Origin of the sequence: Bradyrhizobium sp. HKCCYLRH3097 (assembly GCF_051167875.1) — a bacterium.
Lineage (GTDB): Bacteria > Pseudomonadota > Alphaproteobacteria > Rhizobiales > Xanthobacteraceae > Bradyrhizobium.
In genome coordinates this window covers 298750-320447 of the sequence record NZ_JBNPTX010000007.1, presented here as the reverse complement: position 1 = coordinate 320447, position 21698 = coordinate 298750, and the positions used below count along the sequence as shown (strand labels likewise).

The window sequence follows — 21698 nt, the reverse complement described above, 5'->3', positions numbered from 1 at the left end:
CTGGGTCGCCGCGCACTAGTCGGTGTCGCGGCGACCAGTGTTGCGATTGAGCGGATCACGCCGCTCGCGCCTGAGCCCTTCCGGAAGCACCGGCTCGGTGCCGGGCAACGGCTCGGCCCGCACGTCGGCGCCCCACTGCTCCTGCTGGTGGGGCGTCGTTTTGTCCTTGACCTGTTGCGGCTGCGGCAGACCGTCCTTGCTGACGGGGTCGTAGGCGCCGGAGCGCAGGTCGCGGGTGTCTCGGCCTGTCATGATCCTTCAACAAGCCTTCTCCAGCATTCGTTCCTGATCGCCGGCATGGAACAGATGCCTTCCTGCCGCCGCAGGACGCCCCTGTCCGCGAGGAGCATAAGTCGCGCGTCGCAACATCAGATGAGCGCAGTGGTGGTCGGCGTCGACGCGATGATGATGCGGACGAGCGCTGGCGATGCAGCCACGGTCAGGACTGCGGCCGCAGCGGCGCGCCCTCGCGGATGCCATCGACCTTCACGGCGAGCCGCTTGATCTTGTCGTAAAGCGTCTGCTTCGGAATGCTCAGCAGCGCCGCGGTCGCCGGCACGTCGCCGAGCTTGCGGCGCAACGCATCCTCGATGATCGAGCGCTCGATGTTCTCCAACTGCCGTGGCAGCGACAGCTCCGAGGCTGCGGCGCCCGAGCGGTCGAGGACCTTGCGGTCGAGCACACCGAGCACGAAGCGGTCGGCGACGTTGCGCAACTCGCGCACGTTGCCCGGCCATGAGTAGCCGAGCAGCAGCGACATGGTCTGCTCGTTCACGATCGGCGCGTCGCGCTCGAACCGCTTGGCGGCCTCGAGGGTGAAGTGCTCGAACAGGATCGGGATATCCTCGCGGCGTTCGCGCAACGGAGGCAGCTCGATGAAGGCGACGCCGAGACGATAATACAGATCGGCACGGAACAGCTTCTGCTCGCTGAGCTCGAGCAGATTGGCCTTGCTGGCCGCCACCACGCGGCAGTCCACCGCCACGGGCTTGTTGGAGCCGACGCGCTCGACCGAGCGGTCCTGCAACGCCCGCAGCAGCTTCACCTGCACGCTGAGCGGCATGCTCTCGATTTCGTCGAGGAACAGCGTGCCGCCATGGGCATATTCGATCTTGCCGATCCGCTGCTTGGTCGCGCCGGTGAAGGCGCCGGCCTCGTGGCCGAACAATTCGCTCTCAACCAGTGATTCCGGCAGGCCGCCGCAATTCACCGCGACATAGTTGCCGCCGCGCCGGGCGCTGTGAGCGTGCAGGCAACGGGCGACGACGTCCTTGCCGGTGCCGGTCTCGCCATAGATCGTCACGTCGACATTGGTCGAGGCCAGATTGGCGACGAGGCGGCGCACCTCCTGGATCTGCGGCGAGCGCCCGAGCAGGCTCGCCTCGATGCCCTGGCGGTCGGCGAGCGCCGAGCGCAAGGTGCGGACTTCGAGCGTCAGGCGACGCTTGTCGAGGGCGCGGCGCACGACGGAGACGAGCTGCTCCGACGAGCACGGCTTCTCGATGAAGTCATAGGCGCCGTTGCGCATCGCTTCCACGGCCATCGAGATGTCGCCATGACCGGTGACCAGGATGACCGGCAGGTCCGGATCGAGCCGGTGCAGCTCGGACAGCCACTCGGTGCCGCTCTTGCCGCGCAGCCGCACGTCGGAGACCACCACGAACGGCATGTCGGCGCGAACGATTCCGCCTGCGGCTTCGGCGGAGGCGAACGGCGTCACCGACAGGCCGGCGAGCTGCAGCGCCTGGACGGCGCCGATGCGGACATCCTCGTCGTCCTCGACATAGATCACGCCGACCGGTTGCTCAGGAGTCATGTGGGAACCTCTTCAATCGGCGAGCGGCAGCAGCACGATGAACTCGGCGCCGGACGGCTCAAGATTGCGCGCCCGCAGCTCGCCGCCGAACGACCGCGCGATGTGATTGGCGATGACGAGCCCAAGTCCGAGACCCTTGCCGGCCGGCTTGGTCGTGACGAAGGGCTCGAACAGGCGCGGCAGGACATCGGCGGCGATCGCCGGGCCGCTGTTGGCGATGGCGATGCGGCACTGCTCCTCCTCACGCACGGCGCAGATGTGGATGGACTTCCGCGCGGCGCCCTCGACGGCATCGAGCGCGTTGGCGATGATGTTGCAGAGCAGTTGCTCGAGCCGGATCTGATCGGCCCTGACATGAAGCTCGGGCGCGAGATCGATGGTCACGTCGACATGGCCGTCCTTCACCCGCGCGCCGAGGATCTTGAACGTCTCGGACAGGGCCTGCTCGACCGCGACGGCATCGAGCGGCGCGTTCGATTTGTAGGCGAAAACGCGCAACTGACCGGTCAGGCGCGCGAGACGGCGGACCATCTCGCCGATGCGGATGAGATTGCCGCGGGCCTCGCCGATCATGCCGCGATCGACGAATTGCACGGCATTGTCGGAAGCGGTCTGCAGCGCCGCCAAGGGCTGGTTGATCTCGTGCACCATGCCGGCCGACATCTGGCCGAGCACGGCAAGCTTGCCGGCATGGACGAGCTCGTCCTGCGCGGCGCGCAATTCGGCGGTGCGCTCCTGCACCCGCATTTCCAGCCGATCATTGGCGGCCTGCAGCGCGGCCTGGCTCGCCAGCCGCTGCCGGATCTCTCGGCGTCGCTGCGCCAGCAGGCCGAGCGCCAACAGCGCCACGATGCTGGCGAGACCCGAGAGCGTGCCGATGATCAAGGCCGTCCGCCGGATCGGCGTCTCGTCGTCGAGCAGCAGCAGCTGCCATTGCCGCCCGTTGAGCGGACGCTCGTCGACGCTGTAGACCGCGCCGCGCTCGGTCGCGACCTGGCCGCCGCGATCGGTCCTCTCCATGAAGGTCCAGCCGAGCGGCGCGAGGCTGGAGCTGCCATAGGGCTTCGACGTCGCGATTTCCTCGAGCGCATCCACCGAGAGCGGCGTCAACGGGCGGAAGCGCCATTCCTCGCGCGAGGCGAGAATGGTGACGCCGCGGGCGTCGACCAGCAGCATGTCGGCACCGCGGTTGCGCCATTCGCGCTCGAAGGCATCGAGATTGACCTTGACGACGGCGACGCCGATCGTCCGTCCCTGTTGCTTGACGGCATAGGACAGGTAATAGCCGGCGCGCGCGCTGGTGATGCCGATGCCGAAGAACGCGCCGCGGCCGGTCGCCAGCGCCTGGCGCATATAGGGCCGGTAGGACAGGTTGCTGCCGACCGGCGTCCCCGGCTGATCGAAATCGGCGGCGGCGATCGCATCACCGGCGACGGTGAGGACATAGAGGTTGTCGGCGCCGGCCAGCAGATTGATCGACTTCAGATGCAGGCTGACGCTCTGCTGCAGCGCGCGATCGTCCGGCGTGCCGAGCAGCCGGAAGACATCGGGCGAGGTCTCCAGCAGCGAGGGCAGATATTCGAAGCGCGAGAGGTAGCCGTCGAGCTGCGCGGCCTCGACCGCCAGCCGCTGCTGGGCCGCGGCGTGCCGCTGATCGAGCCCGCGGGAAAAGGCAATGGCATAGCCGAGCCATGCCGCGACGCCGACCAGCGCAGCCGCCATCACTCCGCGAACGACCAGGCCCGCGCGCCTGCGGACCACCGCGGTGACGTCGGGATGTCCCTCGAGGCCGATCCGGAATGGAAGGTCCGTCATTCCCTTTTCCAGGCCCATCATGTCCAGGCCCATCACGCCCCGGACCCATGTACCGGGCCGGGCCTGCCGTATCCGTAATTGTGCTGCAAGTCTAAGGTCTTGCCGGGCAATAGGCGACAACAAAATCGGCCGTGCCGGCGCCCTCGGCGCGCCCGTCAGTGCAGCTTGACGTGCGGCTCGGTGCGGCGGGTGATCAGGCGCGCCAGCGTGTCCAGCGTCACCTTGGCGAGCCCGTGCAGCGCGTATTCGTGCAGCTTGTAGAGCGACAGATACATCATGCGCGCGAACAGGCCTTCGAACACCAGATTGCCCCCGACCAGCGCGCCCATCATCGAGCCGACCGTGCTGAACTCGCCAAGCGACACCAGGGAGCCGAAATCGTGATAGCGGTAGTCCGCCAGCGGCTCGCCCCTGACGAAGCGCGGAATCTGCTTGTAGAGGTGCGAGGCCTGCTGATGCGCGGCCTGCGCCCGCGGCGGGACGTTGCCGCGCTCGCCCCAGGAGCAGGCCGAGCAGTCGCCAATGGCGAAGACGCGCTCGTCACGCGTGGTCTGCAGGGTCTGCCTGACCACGAGCTGGTTGATGCGGTTGGTTTCCAGCCCCGCGATGTCCTTCAGGAAGTCGGGCGCCTTGACGCCCGCGGCCCAGACGATCAGCTCGGCCGGGATGAGACGGCCGTCGGCGAGGCTCACCTTGTCGGGCCCGACCTCGGCGACCTTGGCGCCGACGAGCACCTCGACGCCGAGCTTTGCGAGCAGCTTCTCGGTCTCGCGCGAGACCCGCTCAGGCAACGCCGGCAACACCCGGCCCGCGGCTTCGATCAGCGTGATCCTGATGTCCTTCTCGGCGTCGACCTGGTCGAGACCATAGGCCACCACCTCGCGCGTCGTGCGATGCAGCTCCGCGGCCAATTCGACGCCGGTCGCGCCGGCGCCGATGATCGCGACCTTGAGCTGGTGCGGCGCGATCGGCGAGGACTGCGAATGGACGCGGATGCAGGCATTGACCATGCGCTCGTGGAAGCGCCGGGCGTCGTGCTGCGATTCCAGCTTGATCGCGTGGTCGACCACGCCGGGCGTGCCGAAATCATTGTTCTGGCTGCCGATGGCGATGACGAGCACGTCATAGGGGATGGTCCGCCGCGGCGTGACCTCGCGCCCCTCCGCATCGAGATAGGGCGCCACCAGCACCTCGCGCTTGTCGCGGTCGAGGCCGATCATGTCGCCGATGCGGTAGTGGAAGCCGTGCCAATAGGCCTGGGCGAGATAGTCGACCTCATGGGCCGAGAGGTCCATGCTGCCCGCGGCGATCTCGTGCAGCTTCGGCTTCCAGACATGGGTGCGGTTGCGCTCGACCAGGGTGACGTCGAGCTTGCCCCTGCGGCCGTATCTGTCTCCGAGCCGGGTCGCGAGCTCCAAGCCGCCGGCGCCGCCGCCGACGATCACGATGCGAGGGACACCAGGCTGCGCAACGGCCATCATCGAACCTCTCCAAGGGTGACCGCGGCGCGACGGCATGACTCCGATGTCACGCCGGTGACGTCGTCCCTCCGGCACCGCCGCCCCAGCCAGCGCGACCATGTTCACGATACGCCGTATCGTCGCGATGGCGTCGGAACCTGCTCGGCCTTGCGGCAACAGGCGGGATGCCTCCACGGTAAGCCCCTGCCCGCCGCCACCTTAGCAGATTATCCGAGATGTTGGCGGCATCGCGATTGGGCATGGCCGCGGCCGGCGCCACCGACGCTGGAATGCGACGGCAGCGCCCCCACGACCGCAGGCCTATCCCGTCGTGACCGCGACTTCGACGTCGGCCGGGTCGATATCGCGATCGAGCGCGATGCGCAGCTTGTCGCGATCGAGCTCGCCTTCCCACCACGCCACGATCACGCAGGCGACGCCGTTGCCGCACAGATTGGTCAGTGCGCGGCACTCGCTCATGAACTTGTCGATGCCGAGCACGATCGCCATGCCGGGAACGAGCTCCGGCCGCACAGCCGCCAGCGTTCCGGCCAGGGTGATGAAGCCGGCGCCGGTGATGCCCGAGGCGCCCTTCGAGGTCAGCATCGCGACCAGCAGGATCGTGATCTGCTCACCGAAGGACAGGTGAACGTTCATCGCCTGCGCAATGAACAGCGTCGCCAGCGTCATGTAGATGTTGGTGCCGTCGAGATTGAACGAGTAGCCGGTCGGAACCACCAGGCCGACGACCGGCTTGGAGCAGCCGAGGCGTTCAAGCTTCTCCATCATCTGCGGCAGCGCGCTCTCGGACGACGAGGTGCCGAGCACGATCAGCAGCTCGTCCTTGATGTATTTGAGGAACTTGAAGATCGAGAACCCGGCAATGCGGGCGATGATGCCGAGCACGACCACGACGAAAGTGAGCGCGGTGAGATAGAAGGTCGCGATCAGGCCGGCGAGGTTGCCGAGCGCCTGCGGCCCGTAGCGGCCGATGGTGAAGGCCATGGCGCCGAAGGCGCCGATCGGAGCGGCCTTCACCACGAGGGCGATGACGCCGAAGATCGCGTGCGCGGCGTCGTCGATGAACGCGCGCATCGTATGGCCGCGCTCGCCGAGCGTCATCAGCGATATGCCGAACAAAATCGAGAACAGCAGCACCTGCAGGATCTCGCCCTGCGCGAACGCTCCCACCACCGTGTCCGGGATGATGTGGAGCACGAAGTCGACCGACTTCATCTCGCTCGCCTGCTTGGCGTAGTTGGCGACGGCGGCGGCGTTGCTGCTCTGGCCCTGGAAGCCTGCCCCGGGCTGAATGAAATTGCCGACGATGAGCCCGAGCGCGAGCGCGAAGGTCGAGACGATCTCGAAATAGATCAGCGCCTTGACGGCGACGCGGCCGACCTTCTTCACCTCGGAGACATGCGCGATGCCCGACACGACGGTGCAGAAGATGACCGGCGCGATCACCATCTTGATCAGCTTGACGAAGCCGTCGCCCAGCGCCTTGATCCATTCGTTCCTGCCGAGCTCGGGCCAGAGCCAGCCGACGATGACACCGAGCACGATCGCGAACAGGACCTGCACATAGAGGACCCGGTAGAACGGTTTCTGCGGCGCCGCGGCCGCTGTGGTGGTTGCAGACATCGAATCTTCTCTCCCTGATCTCACTCGGTCTATCTCTCTGGTCTGCCTATGACCCGCTTCCGCGCGGGCTCCATTGCGTGCCGGGGCAACGTCGTGCGTCTGGACGCGGGCCGCGCCGGGGGCGGACCCGAGAAGCTCGCACAGGCGGGATCGCCTGTCGCCGGGTCTCAGGTCAGGAATGAGCTGTGGGCTGGCATCCGGACGTCCCCTCGCATCTGTTGTTCTGGAGCTGGCGCTCGTTTGGCGGCTCAGTAAGCAGCAATCGTGCCAGCGGAGCGGCGCCGCATGAGGCGCCTGCATGTCCTTCAGTTTGCTACGATTTGTGAACCATCACGCGGCGCGCGACCAAGCCACAGCCCTCGACCTGTCTGGACTTCCGGAAATTTGCCGTCGCAGGCGCCCGAAACATCGGACACGCCGGCGACATGGTTCCCACCGGCAATATCCAGCCCTGCCTGTCGCGCTCGACCTGGCTGGGGCGGGAGGGATCGAACCTCCGAATGGCGGAATCAAAAGTTGCGCGGTCCGCTATACAAATCAACGCGCATTCTGAAACACAGAGAGAAACCGACCCTGGGTTTTCCAATAGGTTACATCGCTATTCGGAACGCGAGCCGGCCTACGGACTGCCAAATCGGTCTCGAACCACTTCCCGGGTTGCGGGCGCGTCAGGGCAAGCGTGAAGAACAGGGCGAATGACCAATGAGCCATCATTGGCTATTCTCGCGCCTTGATCGCAAACGCGAGGCGCCCGCGGCGCCCGTCGCATCCGAGTGTTGAACTCGGCTATTGGCTTCGCCAGAAGTTGCCGCGGCTGCAGAGTAGATGATGGCCAATTCCATGGGCGGCTAGCGAGCCCAGGGCGACTTTGGAATCTGAGCGATCGGAGTTAACTATCAGCGCGCCAATCGAACACCGGGCTGGTCGCCGTCGATGAATTGCACGCCTCCCGCCTCCAGGGCGCGCCTGACGGCCGCCAAATTGTTGATTGACGGGATCCGGCCGCCTTTTTCGAAATCGCGAATGGTACTCTCACTCAAATTGGACCGAGCAGCCAATTCAGCCTGAGACCAGTCGAGCAGACCACGAGCTGCCCGAGATCGATCGGGAGTCATCAAACAGCCATTTCATGGGACGCATCGATCGCCGGCTCGGAGAATTCCTCCATGCGGCGGTTGGCCAACTGCGAGCAAGGAAATCGTTGCCGGGATGGAGACCTGCTCGGCCAGCCGAACGCCGGATGCGGTCAACCTACCTTGCTCATGACGTTGACCAGATCGGCATCGGCAGGCGCGTCGGCAGGAACCAGGGTCGGAGAGGTCGCACGTTGTGGCCGCACGGACTGAGCCGTGGCGACAACGCTCGAGCGGCCGACGATGATGTGGGCGGTGATGACAGCCGGAACGCCGAGCCCGAACGCAATGTGGACCGTGCTGATCCAGGGCCGAAGCGCTTCGGATCCGACGTAGTAGAGCCCGAACGCCGTCGCGATGAGCAGACCATACATCGCGAGGCTGACGATACCGGTCGCTCGATTCTTCCCGGCACGCCACGCGCGCTGGACGTGCAGGGGACCGAGCGCCCCAAGCAGCAACAGCGTCACCATCGCGGATCCGCCATGCATGCTCAGCAGGTATGCGGCGGCCTGCTGCCACATCTCGCTGTCCAGCTCCGTGCGGGTCTTCATCTGGTCGGCATAGATCCACAGCGCGCCGCTGGCGAACAAGAGCCCGAGAATTCCGTAGAGGGCGAACCGAAACAAGCCTTTAAGCCGCATGCTGGTGAACTCCTTGCCAGTCCGGTGTCGTATGAATGTCGCCGTTCGCCGCAATCAACATGGCGCTCGCCTGGAAGCGCGCCAATGACGCCGCGGACTGCTCGCCGGCGACCATGACGACCTTGGTCAGCGCGTCGGCAACCATGCAGGTTGGCGCGCTCACGGTGGCGCCGTGGGCCGCCCCTGTGGGCAGCCGGGTCGAAGGCGTGACGACCGCCGTCTCCATCGTCTCGGTCGAACGAAACGGGTCGAAGCGGCGCGCCGACGAGGCGAGCGCCGCATTGCGCACTTCGACCTGGCACAAAAGCCTGTCCGGGAAACGCGGGTCGCGAATGTGGACGATGCGGGCATCGGGCCCGAAGGCGGCGAGGTCCCCACCTGCATTGACCATTGCGGAGCGCACGCCGCGGCTCTGCAACGCCGCGATCGCGCGGTCCACGGCGAACCCCTTGGCGATGCCGCCGAGATCGATCTTGACGGCGGAATCGCGGAAACGGACGCGGTCGTCGGCGAGCAACTCGATCGCAGTCGACTGCGGGACATCCGCTTGCGCCGTCGAGCCCACAGACGGCTTTGCCGCGCCGGCGACGGCAACGTCGAAGGCGCCGTCGGAGTGATGGGTCACATCGAGCGCCATCTTCAGCACGGCGTAGGTCCAGGAATGCACCTTCACGACGCCGCTCGATGCCGCGCGGTTCAGCCGCGACACGTCGCTGTCGGGATCGTGGAAACTCATCAGCCGATGCACGTCGGTCACCGCGGAAAACGCCGCTTCAACGGCATTCTCCGCATCGCAGCGGCGTGCATCCGTGACGTCGATCTCGACGAATGTCCCGAGCAGAGCCCGTGCTCGTCGAAGGCTAGCGGAAGTGGCTGGCATGATACGACAGCACCTTCTTAACGCCCTCGGTCAAATGGGTAGAGGACAGCGTAGCGCCCGAGATGTTGCGAATGTCGGAGTTGATGCGAAGCTCGTTCTGACTGCTCTTGCCGACGAACTGACCGAGCCAGCTGGCATCGTGCACCTCGCCGCCATAGGATTCGCGATAGTTCAGAATGTCGACGCGACGCACCCGCCCGTCGGGTCCGACGGCAACCGTGTAGTCGATCAGGAGGTGCTTGCCGACGACGTGATCGTAATAGAAGTAGCCGCCATTGCTCGACTTCCATACCCTGCCCGGCTGGACTTCGGAAAAGCTGGCTCCCGGAAAAGCGGCCTTCTGCGCCTCTTCGACGCTCATGTACTGAATGGCATGGGCCGGTGCGGCGATCGACATGACGGCCACGGCGGGCGCCGTCCATTTCAACCAATCGCTCATCTCGTCCACCTCAACTTTGTTTCCATGGTACGCCCTCCCTCGCCGAACGCATTTTCGTCTTCTCAGGGCATCGATCGCTGTCAACCTCTCCTGCGAAGCCGTCTAAACCGCCGCAGCGACGCTCCGAACCATCCAGTTCAGTGCGACGATGAACCCGAGCGATCGATCACACTTTGCCTCGGCAACAGCCCTACCCGTTCGCGGGTCTGCCTCCGTCCTTGCGACGTTCGCAACCAAGCGCGCTGCAAATGGCTCCGAATGTCAGTCGAGAGAGTAGTGTTTCGATTGCGGCGAATTGCCGCGTCGATGTTGGCGATTTGCCGGAGCGGCTGGGGAATAACAATGTTGCTGCAGATCGCCACATCGCGGGGACCCGCGCTCGCGCAGCTTGCGGCACGCGAGCCTGACATTTCAAAGTCATGCAAAGACGTTTGCAGCTGTTTAGATCGATTCAAAATGCGTAATCCCTTCTTCGAACAGGACCTGGAAAGCGCGTCGCGTTTGGCAGGCGATCGTCCTTCGCGGCAGTAAGGCGGCCGCGCATGAGCATCGCTGCGCACAAACGAAGGTCGGCGCCGCAGATGTGGCGCCGACCTCGTGAACGACATGGCAGAAGACCGCTGCCGCAACTACCACGGCATCTGGTTCATTGCCTCCCACGGATTGCCGCCATAGGGCGAGGGCACGACCTTGATCTTCGCCATCATGCCCCCGTCCTCATGTTCGAGAATATGGCAGTGATAGACGAACTCGCCGACCTGTGAGAACGGGATATCAACCACCACGGGCTTCGACGTGCACTGCCCGTTCCGCCACTGCTCGATGCTGCAGACCCCGCTCTGGGATTCCATTACTTCCGGGACGTTCGGAGTCGCGACGCCGAGCGGGACGTTGTCCTGCAGCATGCCCCCGCCGATGCTCCTGTTCAGCGATACCGACAGCGGCGTGTTCTCCCCCGCCTTGCTGTTGACGGTCCGGAAGCGCGTCTGGTGAATGTGGAAGTTGTGATTTTCCGTCGACAGCTGCACCAGCTCCCAGGTCTCGTGGACGGGGCGCTGTCCCGGCGCGAGCGGCAGACAGACGATGTTCTGCGACGGGTCGAACTGGCTCACCGGGAGCTGGGTGCCGGGCACGGGGTTGCCGTTCTGATCGACTTCCTCATAGCCGAGACCGAAGGTGCCGTCGTCGGTCAGGTCGGCGATGCCGAAGAATATCCGGCGGCGATGCCCCGCCGGCAGCGGACGGCAGCCGGCACGCAGCGGCGCGGCGTTCGCGTACGGCACCTTGGCATCGAGGATGCCGGACGGCTGCATGGTCGCCAAGGCGTCTCCCCTGATGTCCATGGCGTAGGCGATGTGATTGCGCCAACCGCGCTGGTGGAAGTGCACCTTGGCAAGATCGACCGCCGGCCACTGGTCGCCGCTGCCCATCGTCAGTCCGGCCATCTTGAAGGTCGCGGAGGCGGACCGCCCGAGGCTGGCGATCGCGCCTGTCGCGGGATCGCGATAGGTGACGAACACCTCGGTGCGCGAGCTCGGCATCATGACCATCTGGGTGACGCAGACCGGCTTCGAATGGAAGCCCGACGTCGGCGACGGCGGACAGGGAACGACCCTGAAGCGGGCGCCGCCGAGACGAACCATGGTGTCCATCGTCGTATCCTGCGGCAGGTTCACGCTCACGCCGTCGACCGAGATCAGCTGCATGACCATCGGCTTCTGCGTCTCGTCATCGGTCAGCTGAAGATTGTAGGACAGGCTGCCGGACGCATTGGTGAGCCGCCAGACCTCGCCATCGGGATCGGTGACCTTGATCTTCGGGAACGTCTGGCCGTTGACCGTGAAGAACCATTTGCCGCCGGAGAAGTTGGAGCCGCCATCGGTCGACAGATCGACGCCCGGGCACGACCCCTCACGCACTTCGGAGCTGTCTGCCGGAAACTGGGCGCAGAAGCCCGGATCCTGCTGGTTGATCACCTCGCCCGGCTGGACGTCCACTGGACCGCTGTCGAACTGCACCGGGCCGCCGGGCGCGACCTGAAGATCCTTCAGGATCAGATGGCGCACGCTCGCGTCCGGAAACGGCGAATGCCTGGCATCGCCATGCGCGTAGTCCGAGACCTCGCCGACCGAGATGATGCCGGCCAGTCCCTGCGAGACCTGGTTGAGCGAGATGCCGTGGATGTGCGGGTGAAACCAGAACTGGCCCGACGGGTGGTTGCGCGGAATCTCGATGCGGTAATCCGCGGAGTCCATCTTGTTGGAGCCGTGCTGATGGGTGGTCTGCGGCACCGGCATGCCGTTGGCCGAGTTGAAGATCTGAACGAAGACGTAGTCCCCGAACGTCTGGTCGGTCAGCGTCGGCGCGCGCGGCTCGACGATCAGCCCATGGGTATGCAGGTTGGTCGGATTCCGAAACAGGTTGGCCTGGCCGGGATCGGTGTTGTGATTCACCTTGGCCGGGTCGAGCTGCGGCAGCTGGTTCACCAGCCTGATCTTCAGCGTATCCCCCTTCTGCAGCGCCAGCCGCACGCTACCATAATCCGCCACCGCGGCGCCGGCAGGGCATTTGTCGCCTGAGGCCGGCCGCCGACAGATCTCGTAGACCCAGCCGGTCGGGTTCATCGGCGAGCCCCCAGGGGGCTCATAGGTGATCGTCGAGATCGGCTTGGGGCGCGCGATCATCAGCAGATCGAGCACGCCATGCCAACTCCTGAACACCGTCGGCTCGGCCAGATCATGGGCCTGCGCCGCAGGACCCGCAACGGTCAAACCGGCCAACATCGCGGCCGCCGATGTCAGTAATCGCAGAGTTGGCTTGCGCACACGCCCAACTAACATGCCTGATCCCCATCTGGCTCGAGATACACCGGTAGGAACGATCACCGTCCCCGGGATGCGGAATTCGAATGAGCAGTCCGAACTCATCAGCCGATCTGCCGCATCGTCCCCTCAGCCTTCGTCGCCATGTCGGGTGGCTCCTTTGTGACGTTTTCTTTCGCTTTGTGAGAATTGCCGACCGGCGTTTAAGAATCGATCTAACTACACGTCCAGACGCCTGCGTTGTGCGCGTGGCGGACAGCAGCGACACAAAAACGACAACCAGCTCTCGTAGCTCGCCATGAAGCTCATGAGATCGTGTCGGACGCGAACGCTGCCGGACATGTTTGTGAGTGCCCCGCTCCGAGGAGACCGAACGATGCTGCTTGCTGTTGTTCTCGCATGGGCCTGCAACGTAACCGGCATGGCCTGTGGAGCACCGACCACCGAGATCATCCAGAAAGCCTACGAGCAGGAGGCGCCGTCATCCGGCGTCCGCCACGACAAGGGCCTCAAGATCGTCGAGGCGACCTGCGACAAGGGCGACCAGGGCGGGCGTTTCCTGTGCCAGGTCTCTTTCGTATCGGAGGACGACCCCGACAAGCGCCTGTATTTCGACATCGTCTCCGCGGCTCTCACGGACAAGGGATGGGTGCTGACGAGCGGATTGTGCAAGCGCTGAGCGCCATCGACCGAGAGCCGCATCGCTTTTGTCGGTGCGGCCTGCCGGCGCCTATCATCACGCTTCGATCCAGATCGGATCCATCCTTACAATTGACGGCGTCCCGAGCGTTGGCGTTGATGCATCCGGAGCAGCCTCGACTCGGGCGACAGAAAGGGCGGCCCTGCTTGAGCCAGCGGAGGCGCAGTGGGGGTTGACGGTATCTGCGCAAAGCTTTCGTTAGCTGAATTTGTCGGCTGGGCCGGCGCCTGCGCCGGCAGCAGCGTGAGAACGGTGACGTCCTCACCCCGTTGCAGCGTGACCGATCTCGCCTCGACGAGACGCAGCGTCCAACCCTGATAGTCCGCGCCGGTTCTGATCCGCAACGGCGTCTTGCTGCTCGTATCGACGAACACCGCAAGGCCGCGGTCTCCGTTCACGACGGTGCCGACGAGCGCGAGTTGCGGCCTTTCCGGTGCGGGCGGCCCCTGCACCACCGGAGCCTCCACGACGGCCGGCAGCGGAGCCTCCGTCGGCGGAGGGCGGCGCGACGGCGAAAATAGCGGGCGCTCGCGCGTCGCCGACAGCTGCTCGAGCGGAATGCCCCATAATGGGTTGCCGGTTCGCGATGGCGTTCGCTGCGCGATGGACGAGGCTTGCGCCGTTCCGTTCGGCTGTTCGGCGGAGACCGCTCCCGAGACGTCCAGACCGGCCGAATGGGCGATGCCGAACGCCGACGCCACCGCCAGAACGCTGCAACAGCCGATCATGCAAAGCTTCGCGCGACTACTCATTGCGGGCCCTGCCACTGTCCGGAGACCGTCATCAGCACGCGTAATTTTCCGCCGGATGCCGCCGCGGGCGCGTTCCCCTCGACGACAAGTTCGTCGACGAACAGACAGGGCATGCCGGCCTCCAGATCGTAGAGGATCGGCTGCAGATCGGACTGACCGGCCTCGAAGCTCGCGCTCCCGCTGATATGACCGTCCTTGGCGCGGGGGCCCTGCACATCGAGCTGCGACGACGACACGCTGCCGCCGTGACGCGTCACCACGTCGCCGAGGCGCTGCAGCAGCGCTGCTCCTGCCACGGTCACCGTCGGTCCTTCGAGAAAGGCCGATCCCGTCATGCCGGCATCGCCGTTGCCGTCCTGACGTGCGGCCGCCATGCTGTGGGCGTCCAGCAAATGAAGTGTATCGGCGAGCGAGGTCACCTCGCTGCGCTGATCGATCATGCTCTTGATCGACAGCACCGTGACCGAGATCAGCACGATCAGCAGTCCCGCATAGGCGGCGGCGGCGATCGAGGGCGATGCGGAATTGTCCGTGACGAGCTTTGCGACGCTCATGTGCCAAGTCCAAAATGGGGCTTGATGCCCGCTTCGATATGAAAGCGTTCGCCGGGATCGTCAGCCGAACGCGTGGTCGGCGCGAAGAAGGTCGCGCGCGTGAAGTGCGCCGACTGCTCGATCAATTTGACCAGTGCCGGCGCATCCTGGGTCATTCCGACGATTTGCAGTCTGTCTTTCTCGATCCGCAGCTCGGTCACATACGTGTTGTCGGGCAGTATCCGGGACAGCGCCTCCATCAGCACGACCGCCGCGGGGCTTTCCTGCTTGCGTCGCATCAGGCCTCGCAGCGCGGCGTTGTCGGTGCCCTGCAGATCGAGGCGCAGCGCTGCGCGCCGCTCGGATATCCTCCGCGTGAGCTGGCCTTGCTGCTCGTCCAGCCTCTCGCCCAGCGGGCTCCCCGCCGCGAAAGACAGCGCCGCTGAGATTGCGGCGACGATCAACAGAGCGGCCAGGACCCGACTGACACGGCCGACGTCGAGCGATCCCCCCAGGCGCTGCTCGTTCAACCTCGTTGCATTGGTTGCGGTGAGCCGGTCGTCGACCGGCATCGGCGCCGTCTCAGGCGCAGCAAACAGGATGATCGATCCAGCCCGCCAGGACTCGGCGAGGCGAATGAGAGATTCCAGCTTCGGCCTTGGCGCGGCGATCACGGTTGTTTGGATGCGCTCACTCGATATCTCGACCGGCGCAGTCCTGCCGAACACGGCCTCATGCGCCGACCACGGCGTCAACCGGTCGAGCTGCGAGCGGACCATGGCATCGAGAAACTCGACGGCGCGCTTGGGCAGATCCAGCGGCCGCCAGAGAAAACGGTCCGGCCTCAGCACGACTTCGATCCGGCTGCCGTGAACGGCCGCCTTCCAGCTCTCCGGAGGCGCGGGCAGGCTCGCGTCGCCGTCCGGCAGGAGAATGCGACAATCGGGCGGGACGGATCGCCCGGGTCGCGCGAGCATCCGCATGATGAAGACGTTCCGTTCAATCTCGATCAGCCGGACAGACGGCTTGATGGTGAGCCGGCCTATCGCGGCCACCACGGCTTCGGCGACGGAGCCGATCCAGGCCGCCAGTTCGCGGCGCACGCGCGTCGACATCGTCATCTCGGCGCCTTTCCTGTTGGCCGAAGCATCCCCGGAGTGTTGACATCATCGCGCCACGCCAGGACGCGGTAAGGATCCTCACCATCGCCCAGCAGGATGACCGCTTCCGTTGCGGCCCTGCGACCGCCGTCAAAGCCGATCGTGACCCACACGCGGACGGCATCGGCGACCTCCAAGGTCGCTCCGGCGCGCGCCGGCCCCAGCGCCGCGTTGAGCGACCTGACGTCGCGGCGCAGGCCGGCCCGCTGATCGAGGAAGCTCTTCAACTGCTCCTGGGTCATCCCGGGAAGCGCGGCCACCACCTCGGGGGCGGCCTCCAGCGCGTCGATCTCGCGCCGGCCGCTGAAGACGGTGACGAAGGACATGGCTCTGTCGACCAGCGGCGGCGGCAGGTTGAGCACCAGCCGAAGCTCCTCGACGTTTGCGAACGGCGCGGAACGAGGCATGTAGTCCGCGCCGGCCGTGCGGTAGAGATCGCGCTCCGCGTCCGCAACGTTGTCAGCCGGCGGCGTTCGCCAGCCGACGATCCGCTCGGCATACTCGCCGGCCTTGTCCGCGCGCGCGCCGAGAACCTCGAACAGGTTGGCCAGCATCTGCCTGGATGCCTGGTTGAGATCGATTCGGGCGGCTTCCGACCGGAACGTGACCGAAACCTGCGCATGATCGAGCCGGAATGAAAACGCGCCGGCGGCGGGGCGCTGCGGCTTCGGCGACGCGGACAATCTGTAGGCCGCAAGCTCGAGGCCTGCCGAGGCCAGCGCCGCCGATCGCAGGCGAGCATCATCGAGCGACAGGCGTTGAGAGGTGCTGACGAGATAGACGGACAAGGCTCCTGCCAGTCCAGCCAGCGAGACCAGGAGCCACAGCACCGCAATGAGTACGAAGCCGCCTTCCCGATCATCGGGATCCGGATCTCGCGGGTGCTTCTGTCGCCACATCATCATTGCTTCGATGCTGTGGAGGCGCGCCCGACCGTTGCATCGGCCGAGAGAGCGTGTCTGTCGCAGGTGGGGTCCGCGGGCCGGCAGACGCTGTCGGGCGGCGCCGAAACACGAATGACGGCGATCCGTGACAGCGACGGTGCGCTTGCGCGGCTTCCGTCGTGCACCGTCACCCGCACGGCCGCAGGCAGCCTTTCTGCATTCTGCCACGATGGACTCCAGATCCGGTCTGTCCCCGCATAGGCAAACGACACCCGGTACGGCGCCTTCAGCAGCACCACCGGATCACCGAAATCCCGGGCGGACGCACTGCCGGGCGCGAATGCCGCGCGGGTGCGGGTCAACGCCGCGCCATCGCCGCCGCCTTCGGCGATGCGGACCACGTCCAGTCCGCTGCCCCGATGCGGTCCGAGCGCCGTTCGGACGAGCGTGATCGAGGTCTCCGACCCGTCGAACAGAACGGACTTGGCCTGCCCATCCGGCTTGATGAATTCGGAGGCCGCGATATCGGCGCCGATGCGATCGAGCGCCATGCTGATGGATTCGCTGCGCTGGATGCGATACAGGCCGCGATCCCAGTTCGGCAGCCATTGCGACGTGACCGCGAGCAGCCCGGAGATCAGCAGCCCCATCAAGACCATGGCGACGAGGACTTCCACGAGGGTGAAGCCAGCTTGAGTATCGTTGGTCCGCGTCGCCATCACTCGGCCCGCCTTCGAAACAGCCGGACGGTTTCCAGCTCCATGGTCGCGCCCGATGGCGATCGCACCTGGAGCACGATCTTCTTTGGGACCCACGCCGACGCGCTGTCCGGTGCGCCGCCATCGATGGCGAATGGCTCCGCCTGCGCGCGCCAGAGATGAGCCGTCGACTCCCCTGACTGGGTCGGCGATGCCGGCGGCAGGCGGGACGGAAAGGCCAGCCACAGTGCGTTATAGGCCGCCTGTACCAGAGCGACGTGCTGCTCCAGCTTCCTGCTGCCGCGCGCCGAGGACCCCATGAGCGCGCCGATCGCGACGAGCGACACCGCCATGATCGCGAGCGCGACCAATGTCTCGATCAGGGTAAATCCTGCCGTCGGCCTATCGGCTCGACAGACCAGTGCTCGGGACAATCTCGATCCCTCCTGTCAGCCAGTTGACGCGAATTTGGTAGCCCGCATCGAGATGGGTGAGCGTGATGACGCCGCCGCACGACATGCCCGATCCGAAGAAGCTGATGGTCTGGATTGCGGGCCGATCGTCGCAACGACGCGGCAGCACCGTCTCGACCCGCACGTCCGTCGGCAAGCGAACGACCTGCCCGTTCGCGCCCGAGCTGAACGAGCGCGCCTGCGCGTCGATGCGAGTCACGACCTCCAAGCCTCGCCTGATCGCGGCGTTGCGATCGGCCTTCAACAGCGCAGCAGCCTCGATCGCATAGGCCTCGAGTTGCGGCCGCGAGGTCTGCCGCGAGACGGCGGGGACCGCGACGGACGCCAGCAGCGCGACGATCGCGAGCACACAGACCATCTCGATCAGAGTGAAGCCGGCCTCGCAGCCGTCACGGCCGACCATCGTTATTTGGCACCCATCGTGATCGACGAAGAGATGTCGGCGGCAAGATCCACGCCGCCCTCCTGCCCGTCCGATCCGTACGACACGATTTCATAGGGCACATGCTGTCCGGGCGACCGGTAGACGTAGGCGTGATTCCAGGGATCGCTCGGGACATTTCCTCCCTTGAGATACGGACCCGCCCAGCCTGCGATGGTCGAGGCAGGCCGGACCAGCGCGGTCAGACCTTCCGACGAGGTCGGATAGCGCCCGGTGTCGAGATAGAACAGATCGAGCGCGCTCGAAAAACTCTGAATTTGAATCCGGGCGGTCTTGACGCGGGATTCGTTCAGGGATGTCAGCACACGCGGTCCGATCAGACCCATGATCATTCCGATGATGGCGATGACGACCAGCATCTCGACGAGCGTGAAGCCGCTCTGAGGGTCGTCGCGCGCAATGTTGGTCCGCCGCGCGGTACAGCTGATCCCTGACTGTTTCATGCGATGGTCCATCTTGTTCTACCCGACGAGTTGCGTCACCGACAGCAGCGCGGTCATCACCGAGACGATGAGACCGCCCACGACGGTGCTGATGAGAATGATCGCGGCCGGACCGACGATGCCCACGATGCGATCGAGGCCGCGCTGCAGCTTCGCCTCGTAGAACTCGGCGATGCGGCCGGCGAGGACCGAAAGCTGCCCGGTCTCCTCGCCGATCCGGATCATCCGCGTGGCCATGGCCGGCAGAATGTTCGTCGCTGCCAGCGCTTCCGACAGCTTGCCGCCGTGACGAACGCGGTCGGCCGCGGCGTTCCACGCCGCGGTGCTGCCGGTGGCCGCCATGATGTCGACCAGGATGCGCAGCGTCGCCGTCAAGGTCAGCCCGCTGCCGAGCAGGATCGCGAGATTGCGGCAGAATACGCTCGTGCGATACGACCTGAACACGGTTGCGAGACCCGGAAGCCGGCAGACCCGCGCGATCACGGCAGCGCGCACGCTTGCGCGGCCAAGGAGGAGGAGAGCCGCAGCAATCAGCGCGCTCGCCGACAGCGCGATCGCCGCGCCATTGCCGCGCACGAAATCGGAGATGTCGAGAAACGTGTTGATGGCGGCGTCGGACCTGGCGCCGAAATCGCGCAGCACCGCCGAGAACTGCGGCAGCACGACGATGAAGAAGAACAGCATCACCAGAAGCGCGGCGATCAGGACGAACAGCGGGTACTGCATCGCGTCGCTGAGCTTGCGACGCATCGCCTCCGCGCGCGCCCGCTCGGCGCCGAGCACATCGAGCACATGATCGAGGGTGCCCGAGACCTCCCCGACCCGCACCAGCGCGACGTACATCGCGGGAAACTGCAAGGCATGATGCGTCAGCGCTTCGGCGAAACTTTCTCCAGCCAGGACGCTGGATCGCAACCGGCTGACGATCGGACGCAGCCGACCGATATCGGCATCGCCAGCGAGAAGCTCGAGCGAGTCCTCGAGGCGGGCTCCGGCCTTCAACAACAGCGCCAGATCGCGCGTGAAGGTCGTGACATCGCCAGGCGTCGGACCGCCGAACAGCGCCAACGCGTCGCGGGCGAGGACGCTCGCGGCCCTTTCCTCGACCGTCTCGATCGGCAGCAGCCGCAGATACTCGATCCGGTCGATCACCTCCTTGGCGGTGGCAGCCGAGATCGTGCCGTGCACGACGTCGCCGTTCTCGGTCAGTGCACGATAGCGGAATTTGCTCACCGTCTCACCGTAACGTTGTGACGCGCAGGATTTCCGCGACCGACGTGGCGCCGGCCCGGCACTTCGCGATGCCATCGTCGAGCATCGTGGTCATGCCGTTCAGAATGGCGCCGCGGTCGATCACGGCCGCATCGGTCGTGCCCTGGATCAGTGACCGGATCTCCGGATTCAGCTCCAGAACCTCGAAGATGCCGAGCCGGCCGCGATAGCCCGTGCCGCCGCAGCGCTCGCAACCCGCCGGCTCGTAGACCGTCTCGCCGACGTCGAAGCCCACCGCGGCGTAGCGCGGGTCCGCGCAGAGATCGTCGGCGCTCAGCATCCGCTTCGACCTGCAGCGCTCGCACAGCCGGCGCACCAGCCGCTGGGCGATCACCGCGCGGAGCGTCGAGCGCAACAGAAAATCTTCCACGCCGAGATCGAGCAAACGCGGCACGGCGGCCGCCGCGTTCTCGGTATGCAGCGTGGTCAGCACGAGATGGCCGGTCAGCGCGGCATGGACCGCGACGTGGGCGGTCTCGCCGTCACGGACCTCGCCGACCATGATCACATCGGGATCCTGCCGCACGAAGGAGCGCAAGGCCGAGGCGAAGGTCAGCCCGATCGACGACTTGACCTGCGATTGGTTGATCCCCGGTATCTCATACTCGACCGGGTCCTCGATGGTGAGGATCTTGCGCGTGGGCTCGTTGAGGATCGACAGCGCAGTCGCGAGCGTTGTGGTCTTGCCGCTGCCGGTCGGCCCGCAGATCACGATCATGCCGTGCGGCAGCGCCAGCAGGCGGCGCAGCGATCGATCGTCGTGGGGAGAAAAGCCGAGCTTCTCGATCGCGAGCAGACCCCGATCCTTGGGAAGCAGCCGGATCACCGCCGACTCGCCATATTGCGTTGGCATCACGGCGACGCGCACGTCCAACTCGACGCGGCCGATGCGAAGCCGCGCAGCGCCATCCTGAGGCAGGCGCCGTTCCGCGATGTTCAGCCCGGCGACGATCTTGATGCGCGAGATGACGGCTCGGGGCAGCACGCCGGACGGCTCAGGGAGCAGCTTCAGCAGGCCGTCGACACGCATCCGGACCGATAGCCCGCTCCGCATCGCCTCGACATGGATGTCGCTGGCGCGCAGCTCCACCGCCCGCTCGAACAGATCGTTGACCGCGCGCACCACCGGCGCTCCGGTGGCGAGGTCGCGCAAGCCCTCGATGTCGTCGTCGCGCAGCTGCGGCTCAGCCGTTTCGCTGCGCGCCGGTACCTCGTCCTCGCCGGCGAGCCGGTTCAGCGCGGTGGCAACATCCTCGGCGGAGGCGACCACCAGTTCGACCGCCGTGCCGAACACCAGCTCCGCGGCGCGTGCCGCTGCGGTGTCGCGGGGATCCGCCACCGCAAGGCATGGTCCGTGCCCGGCGGATTGGAACGGGAAGACCATCGTCTCCCGCAGAAAGCGCCGTGAAAAATGTTCTGTGAGCGGTTTGGACGCCAGCAAATCGGACAGCGCGATCCGAGTCAATCCGAGCTGCCGCGCGATCTCGTCGGCGGACTCGGGACCTGCGGGATTGGTCGCCGTCGATGATCCCATCCCCGCGCGGTGCTGCGCCGCAGCGTCGACCCGTCCAGCGGCGAGCCGGACCGGCCCCCGGCCATCCCGCAGATCGTCGGCCAATCGTAGAGGAGGAGTCGAGCTCATGGCGCGTCCCGTGACGGATCGTTGTCGATCACCTCATTGCCGAGGT

21 protein-coding genes are annotated in these 21698 nt (G+C 65.8%); 1 reads left to right on the top strand and 20 read right to left on the bottom strand.

What is annotated here, in order from left to right:
- Positions 1-15: 15 nt before the first annotated feature.
- From ACQR0U_RS19505 to ACQR0U_RS19460, 10 genes are all read right to left on the bottom strand, one after another.
- Complete coding sequence (locus tag ACQR0U_RS19505; RefSeq protein WP_316170665.1) at positions 16-252, bottom strand: hypothetical protein; 237 nt, start codon at positions 250-252, stop codon at positions 16-18.
- 187 nt (positions 253-439) lie between these two features.
- Positions 440-1816: a sigma-54-dependent transcriptional regulator gene (locus ACQR0U_RS19500; RefSeq protein WP_316170666.1), complete on the bottom strand. Its 1377-nt coding sequence runs from the start codon at positions 1814-1816 to the stop codon at positions 440-442.
- A 12-nt stretch (positions 1817-1828) separates the two neighbouring features.
- The gene (locus ACQR0U_RS19495; protein WP_434843945.1) at positions 1829-3631 is read right to left on the bottom strand and encodes a sensor histidine kinase; all 1803 of its coding nucleotides are present in this window, start codon (positions 3629-3631) and stop codon (positions 1829-1831) included.
- 155 nt (positions 3632-3786) lie between these two features.
- Positions 3787-5109: an NAD(P)/FAD-dependent oxidoreductase gene (locus ACQR0U_RS19490; protein WP_434843966.1), complete on the bottom strand. Its 1323-nt coding sequence runs from the start codon at positions 5107-5109 to the stop codon at positions 3787-3789.
- A gap of 303 nt (positions 5110-5412) precedes the next feature.
- Entirely contained in the window at positions 5413-6735 is a 1323-nt protein-coding gene (locus tag ACQR0U_RS19485; protein ID WP_315715597.1) for a dicarboxylate/amino acid:cation symporter, read from the bottom strand.
- An 896-nt stretch (positions 6736-7631) separates the two neighbouring features.
- Positions 7632-7850, bottom strand: coding sequence for a helix-turn-helix domain-containing protein (locus ACQR0U_RS19480; protein ID WP_434843965.1), 219 nt, complete (start codon positions 7848-7850; stop codon positions 7632-7634).
- Positions 7851-7981: 131 nt separating this feature from the next.
- Entirely contained in the window at positions 7982-8512 is a 531-nt protein-coding gene (locus tag ACQR0U_RS19475; RefSeq protein WP_434843944.1) for a hypothetical protein, read from the bottom strand.
- Complete coding sequence (locus ACQR0U_RS19470; RefSeq protein ID WP_434843943.1) at positions 8502-9392, bottom strand: FAD:protein FMN transferase; 891 nt, start codon at positions 9390-9392, stop codon at positions 8502-8504. Before ACQR0U_RS19470 ends, ACQR0U_RS19475 begins: the two co-directional genes overlap by 11 nt.
- Positions 9373-9831, bottom strand: a complete 459-nt coding sequence (locus ACQR0U_RS19465) for an FMN-binding protein (protein WP_315752014.1) — start codon at positions 9829-9831, stop codon at positions 9373-9375. The genes ACQR0U_RS19470 and ACQR0U_RS19465 overlap by 20 nt, the downstream gene beginning before the upstream one ends.
- A gap of 629 nt (positions 9832-10460) precedes the next feature.
- Positions 10461-12455, bottom strand: coding sequence for a multicopper oxidase domain-containing protein (locus ACQR0U_RS19460; RefSeq protein WP_434843964.1), 1995 nt, complete (start codon positions 12453-12455; stop codon positions 10461-10463).
- A gap of 574 nt (positions 12456-13029) precedes the next feature.
- Between ACQR0U_RS19460 and ACQR0U_RS19455 the strand changes: the two genes are divergently transcribed.
- Positions 13030-13332 (top strand): hypothetical protein, encoded by a 303-nt coding sequence (locus ACQR0U_RS19455; RefSeq protein WP_316170669.1) that lies wholly within the window; start codon positions 13030-13032, stop codon positions 13330-13332.
- 86 nt (positions 13333-13418) lie between these two features.
- Here the strand turns inward: ACQR0U_RS19455 and ACQR0U_RS19450 are convergent, their stop codons facing one another.
- Genes ACQR0U_RS19450 through ACQR0U_RS19405 form a run of 10 tightly spaced genes read right to left on the bottom strand, consistent with a single transcriptional unit; the run spans position 13419 to position 21652 of the window.
- On the bottom strand, positions 13419-14105 hold the full coding sequence (locus tag ACQR0U_RS19450; RefSeq protein ID WP_316186875.1) for a hypothetical protein: 687 nt from the start codon (positions 14103-14105) through the stop codon (positions 13419-13421).
- Positions 14102-14659 carry a type II secretion system protein GspM gene (gspM, locus tag ACQR0U_RS19445; protein WP_434843942.1) on the bottom strand — a complete coding sequence of 186 codons (558 nt, stop codon included), beginning with the start codon at positions 14657-14659 and terminating at the stop codon, positions 14102-14104. Before gspM ends, ACQR0U_RS19450 begins: the two co-directional genes overlap by 4 nt.
- Positions 14656-15759, bottom strand: a complete 1104-nt coding sequence (locus ACQR0U_RS19440; RefSeq protein WP_434863319.1) for a PilN domain-containing protein — start codon at positions 15757-15759, stop codon at positions 14656-14658. The genes gspM and ACQR0U_RS19440 overlap by 4 nt, the downstream gene beginning before the upstream one ends.
- Positions 15756-16697 (bottom strand): general secretion pathway protein GspK, encoded by a 942-nt coding sequence (locus ACQR0U_RS19435; RefSeq protein ID WP_316172183.1) that lies wholly within the window; start codon positions 16695-16697, stop codon positions 15756-15758. The genes ACQR0U_RS19440 and ACQR0U_RS19435 overlap by 4 nt, the downstream gene beginning before the upstream one ends.
- A 2-nt stretch (positions 16698-16699) precedes the next feature.
- Positions 16700-17401: a PulJ/GspJ family protein gene (locus ACQR0U_RS19430; protein ID WP_315828117.1), complete on the bottom strand. Its 702-nt coding sequence runs from the start codon at positions 17399-17401 to the stop codon at positions 16700-16702.
- A complete protein-coding gene (locus ACQR0U_RS19425) occupies positions 17401-17814 on the bottom strand; it encodes a PulJ/GspJ family protein (protein ID WP_315828116.1) in 414 nt (137 codons plus the stop codon). The genes ACQR0U_RS19430 and ACQR0U_RS19425 overlap by 1 nt, the downstream gene beginning before the upstream one ends.
- Positions 17783-18256, bottom strand: a complete 474-nt coding sequence (locus ACQR0U_RS19420) for a prepilin-type N-terminal cleavage/methylation domain-containing protein (RefSeq protein WP_315828115.1) — start codon at positions 18254-18256, stop codon at positions 17783-17785. Before ACQR0U_RS19420 ends, ACQR0U_RS19425 begins: the two co-directional genes overlap by 32 nt.
- A 2-nt stretch (positions 18257-18258) precedes the next feature.
- A complete protein-coding gene (gene gspG / locus ACQR0U_RS19415; protein WP_315828114.1) occupies positions 18259-18738 on the bottom strand; it encodes a type II secretion system major pseudopilin GspG in 480 nt (159 codons plus the stop codon).
- Between the two features lie 18 nt (positions 18739-18756).
- On the bottom strand, positions 18757-19971 hold the full coding sequence (locus tag ACQR0U_RS19410) for a type II secretion system F family protein (RefSeq protein WP_316204007.1): 1215 nt from the start codon (positions 19969-19971) through the stop codon (positions 18757-18759).
- A 4-nt stretch (positions 19972-19975) separates the two neighbouring features.
- On the bottom strand, positions 19976-21652 hold the full coding sequence (locus ACQR0U_RS19405) for a GspE/PulE family protein (RefSeq protein ID WP_410052311.1): 1677 nt from the start codon (positions 21650-21652) through the stop codon (positions 19976-19978).
- Positions 21653-21698: the final 46 nt, after the last annotated feature.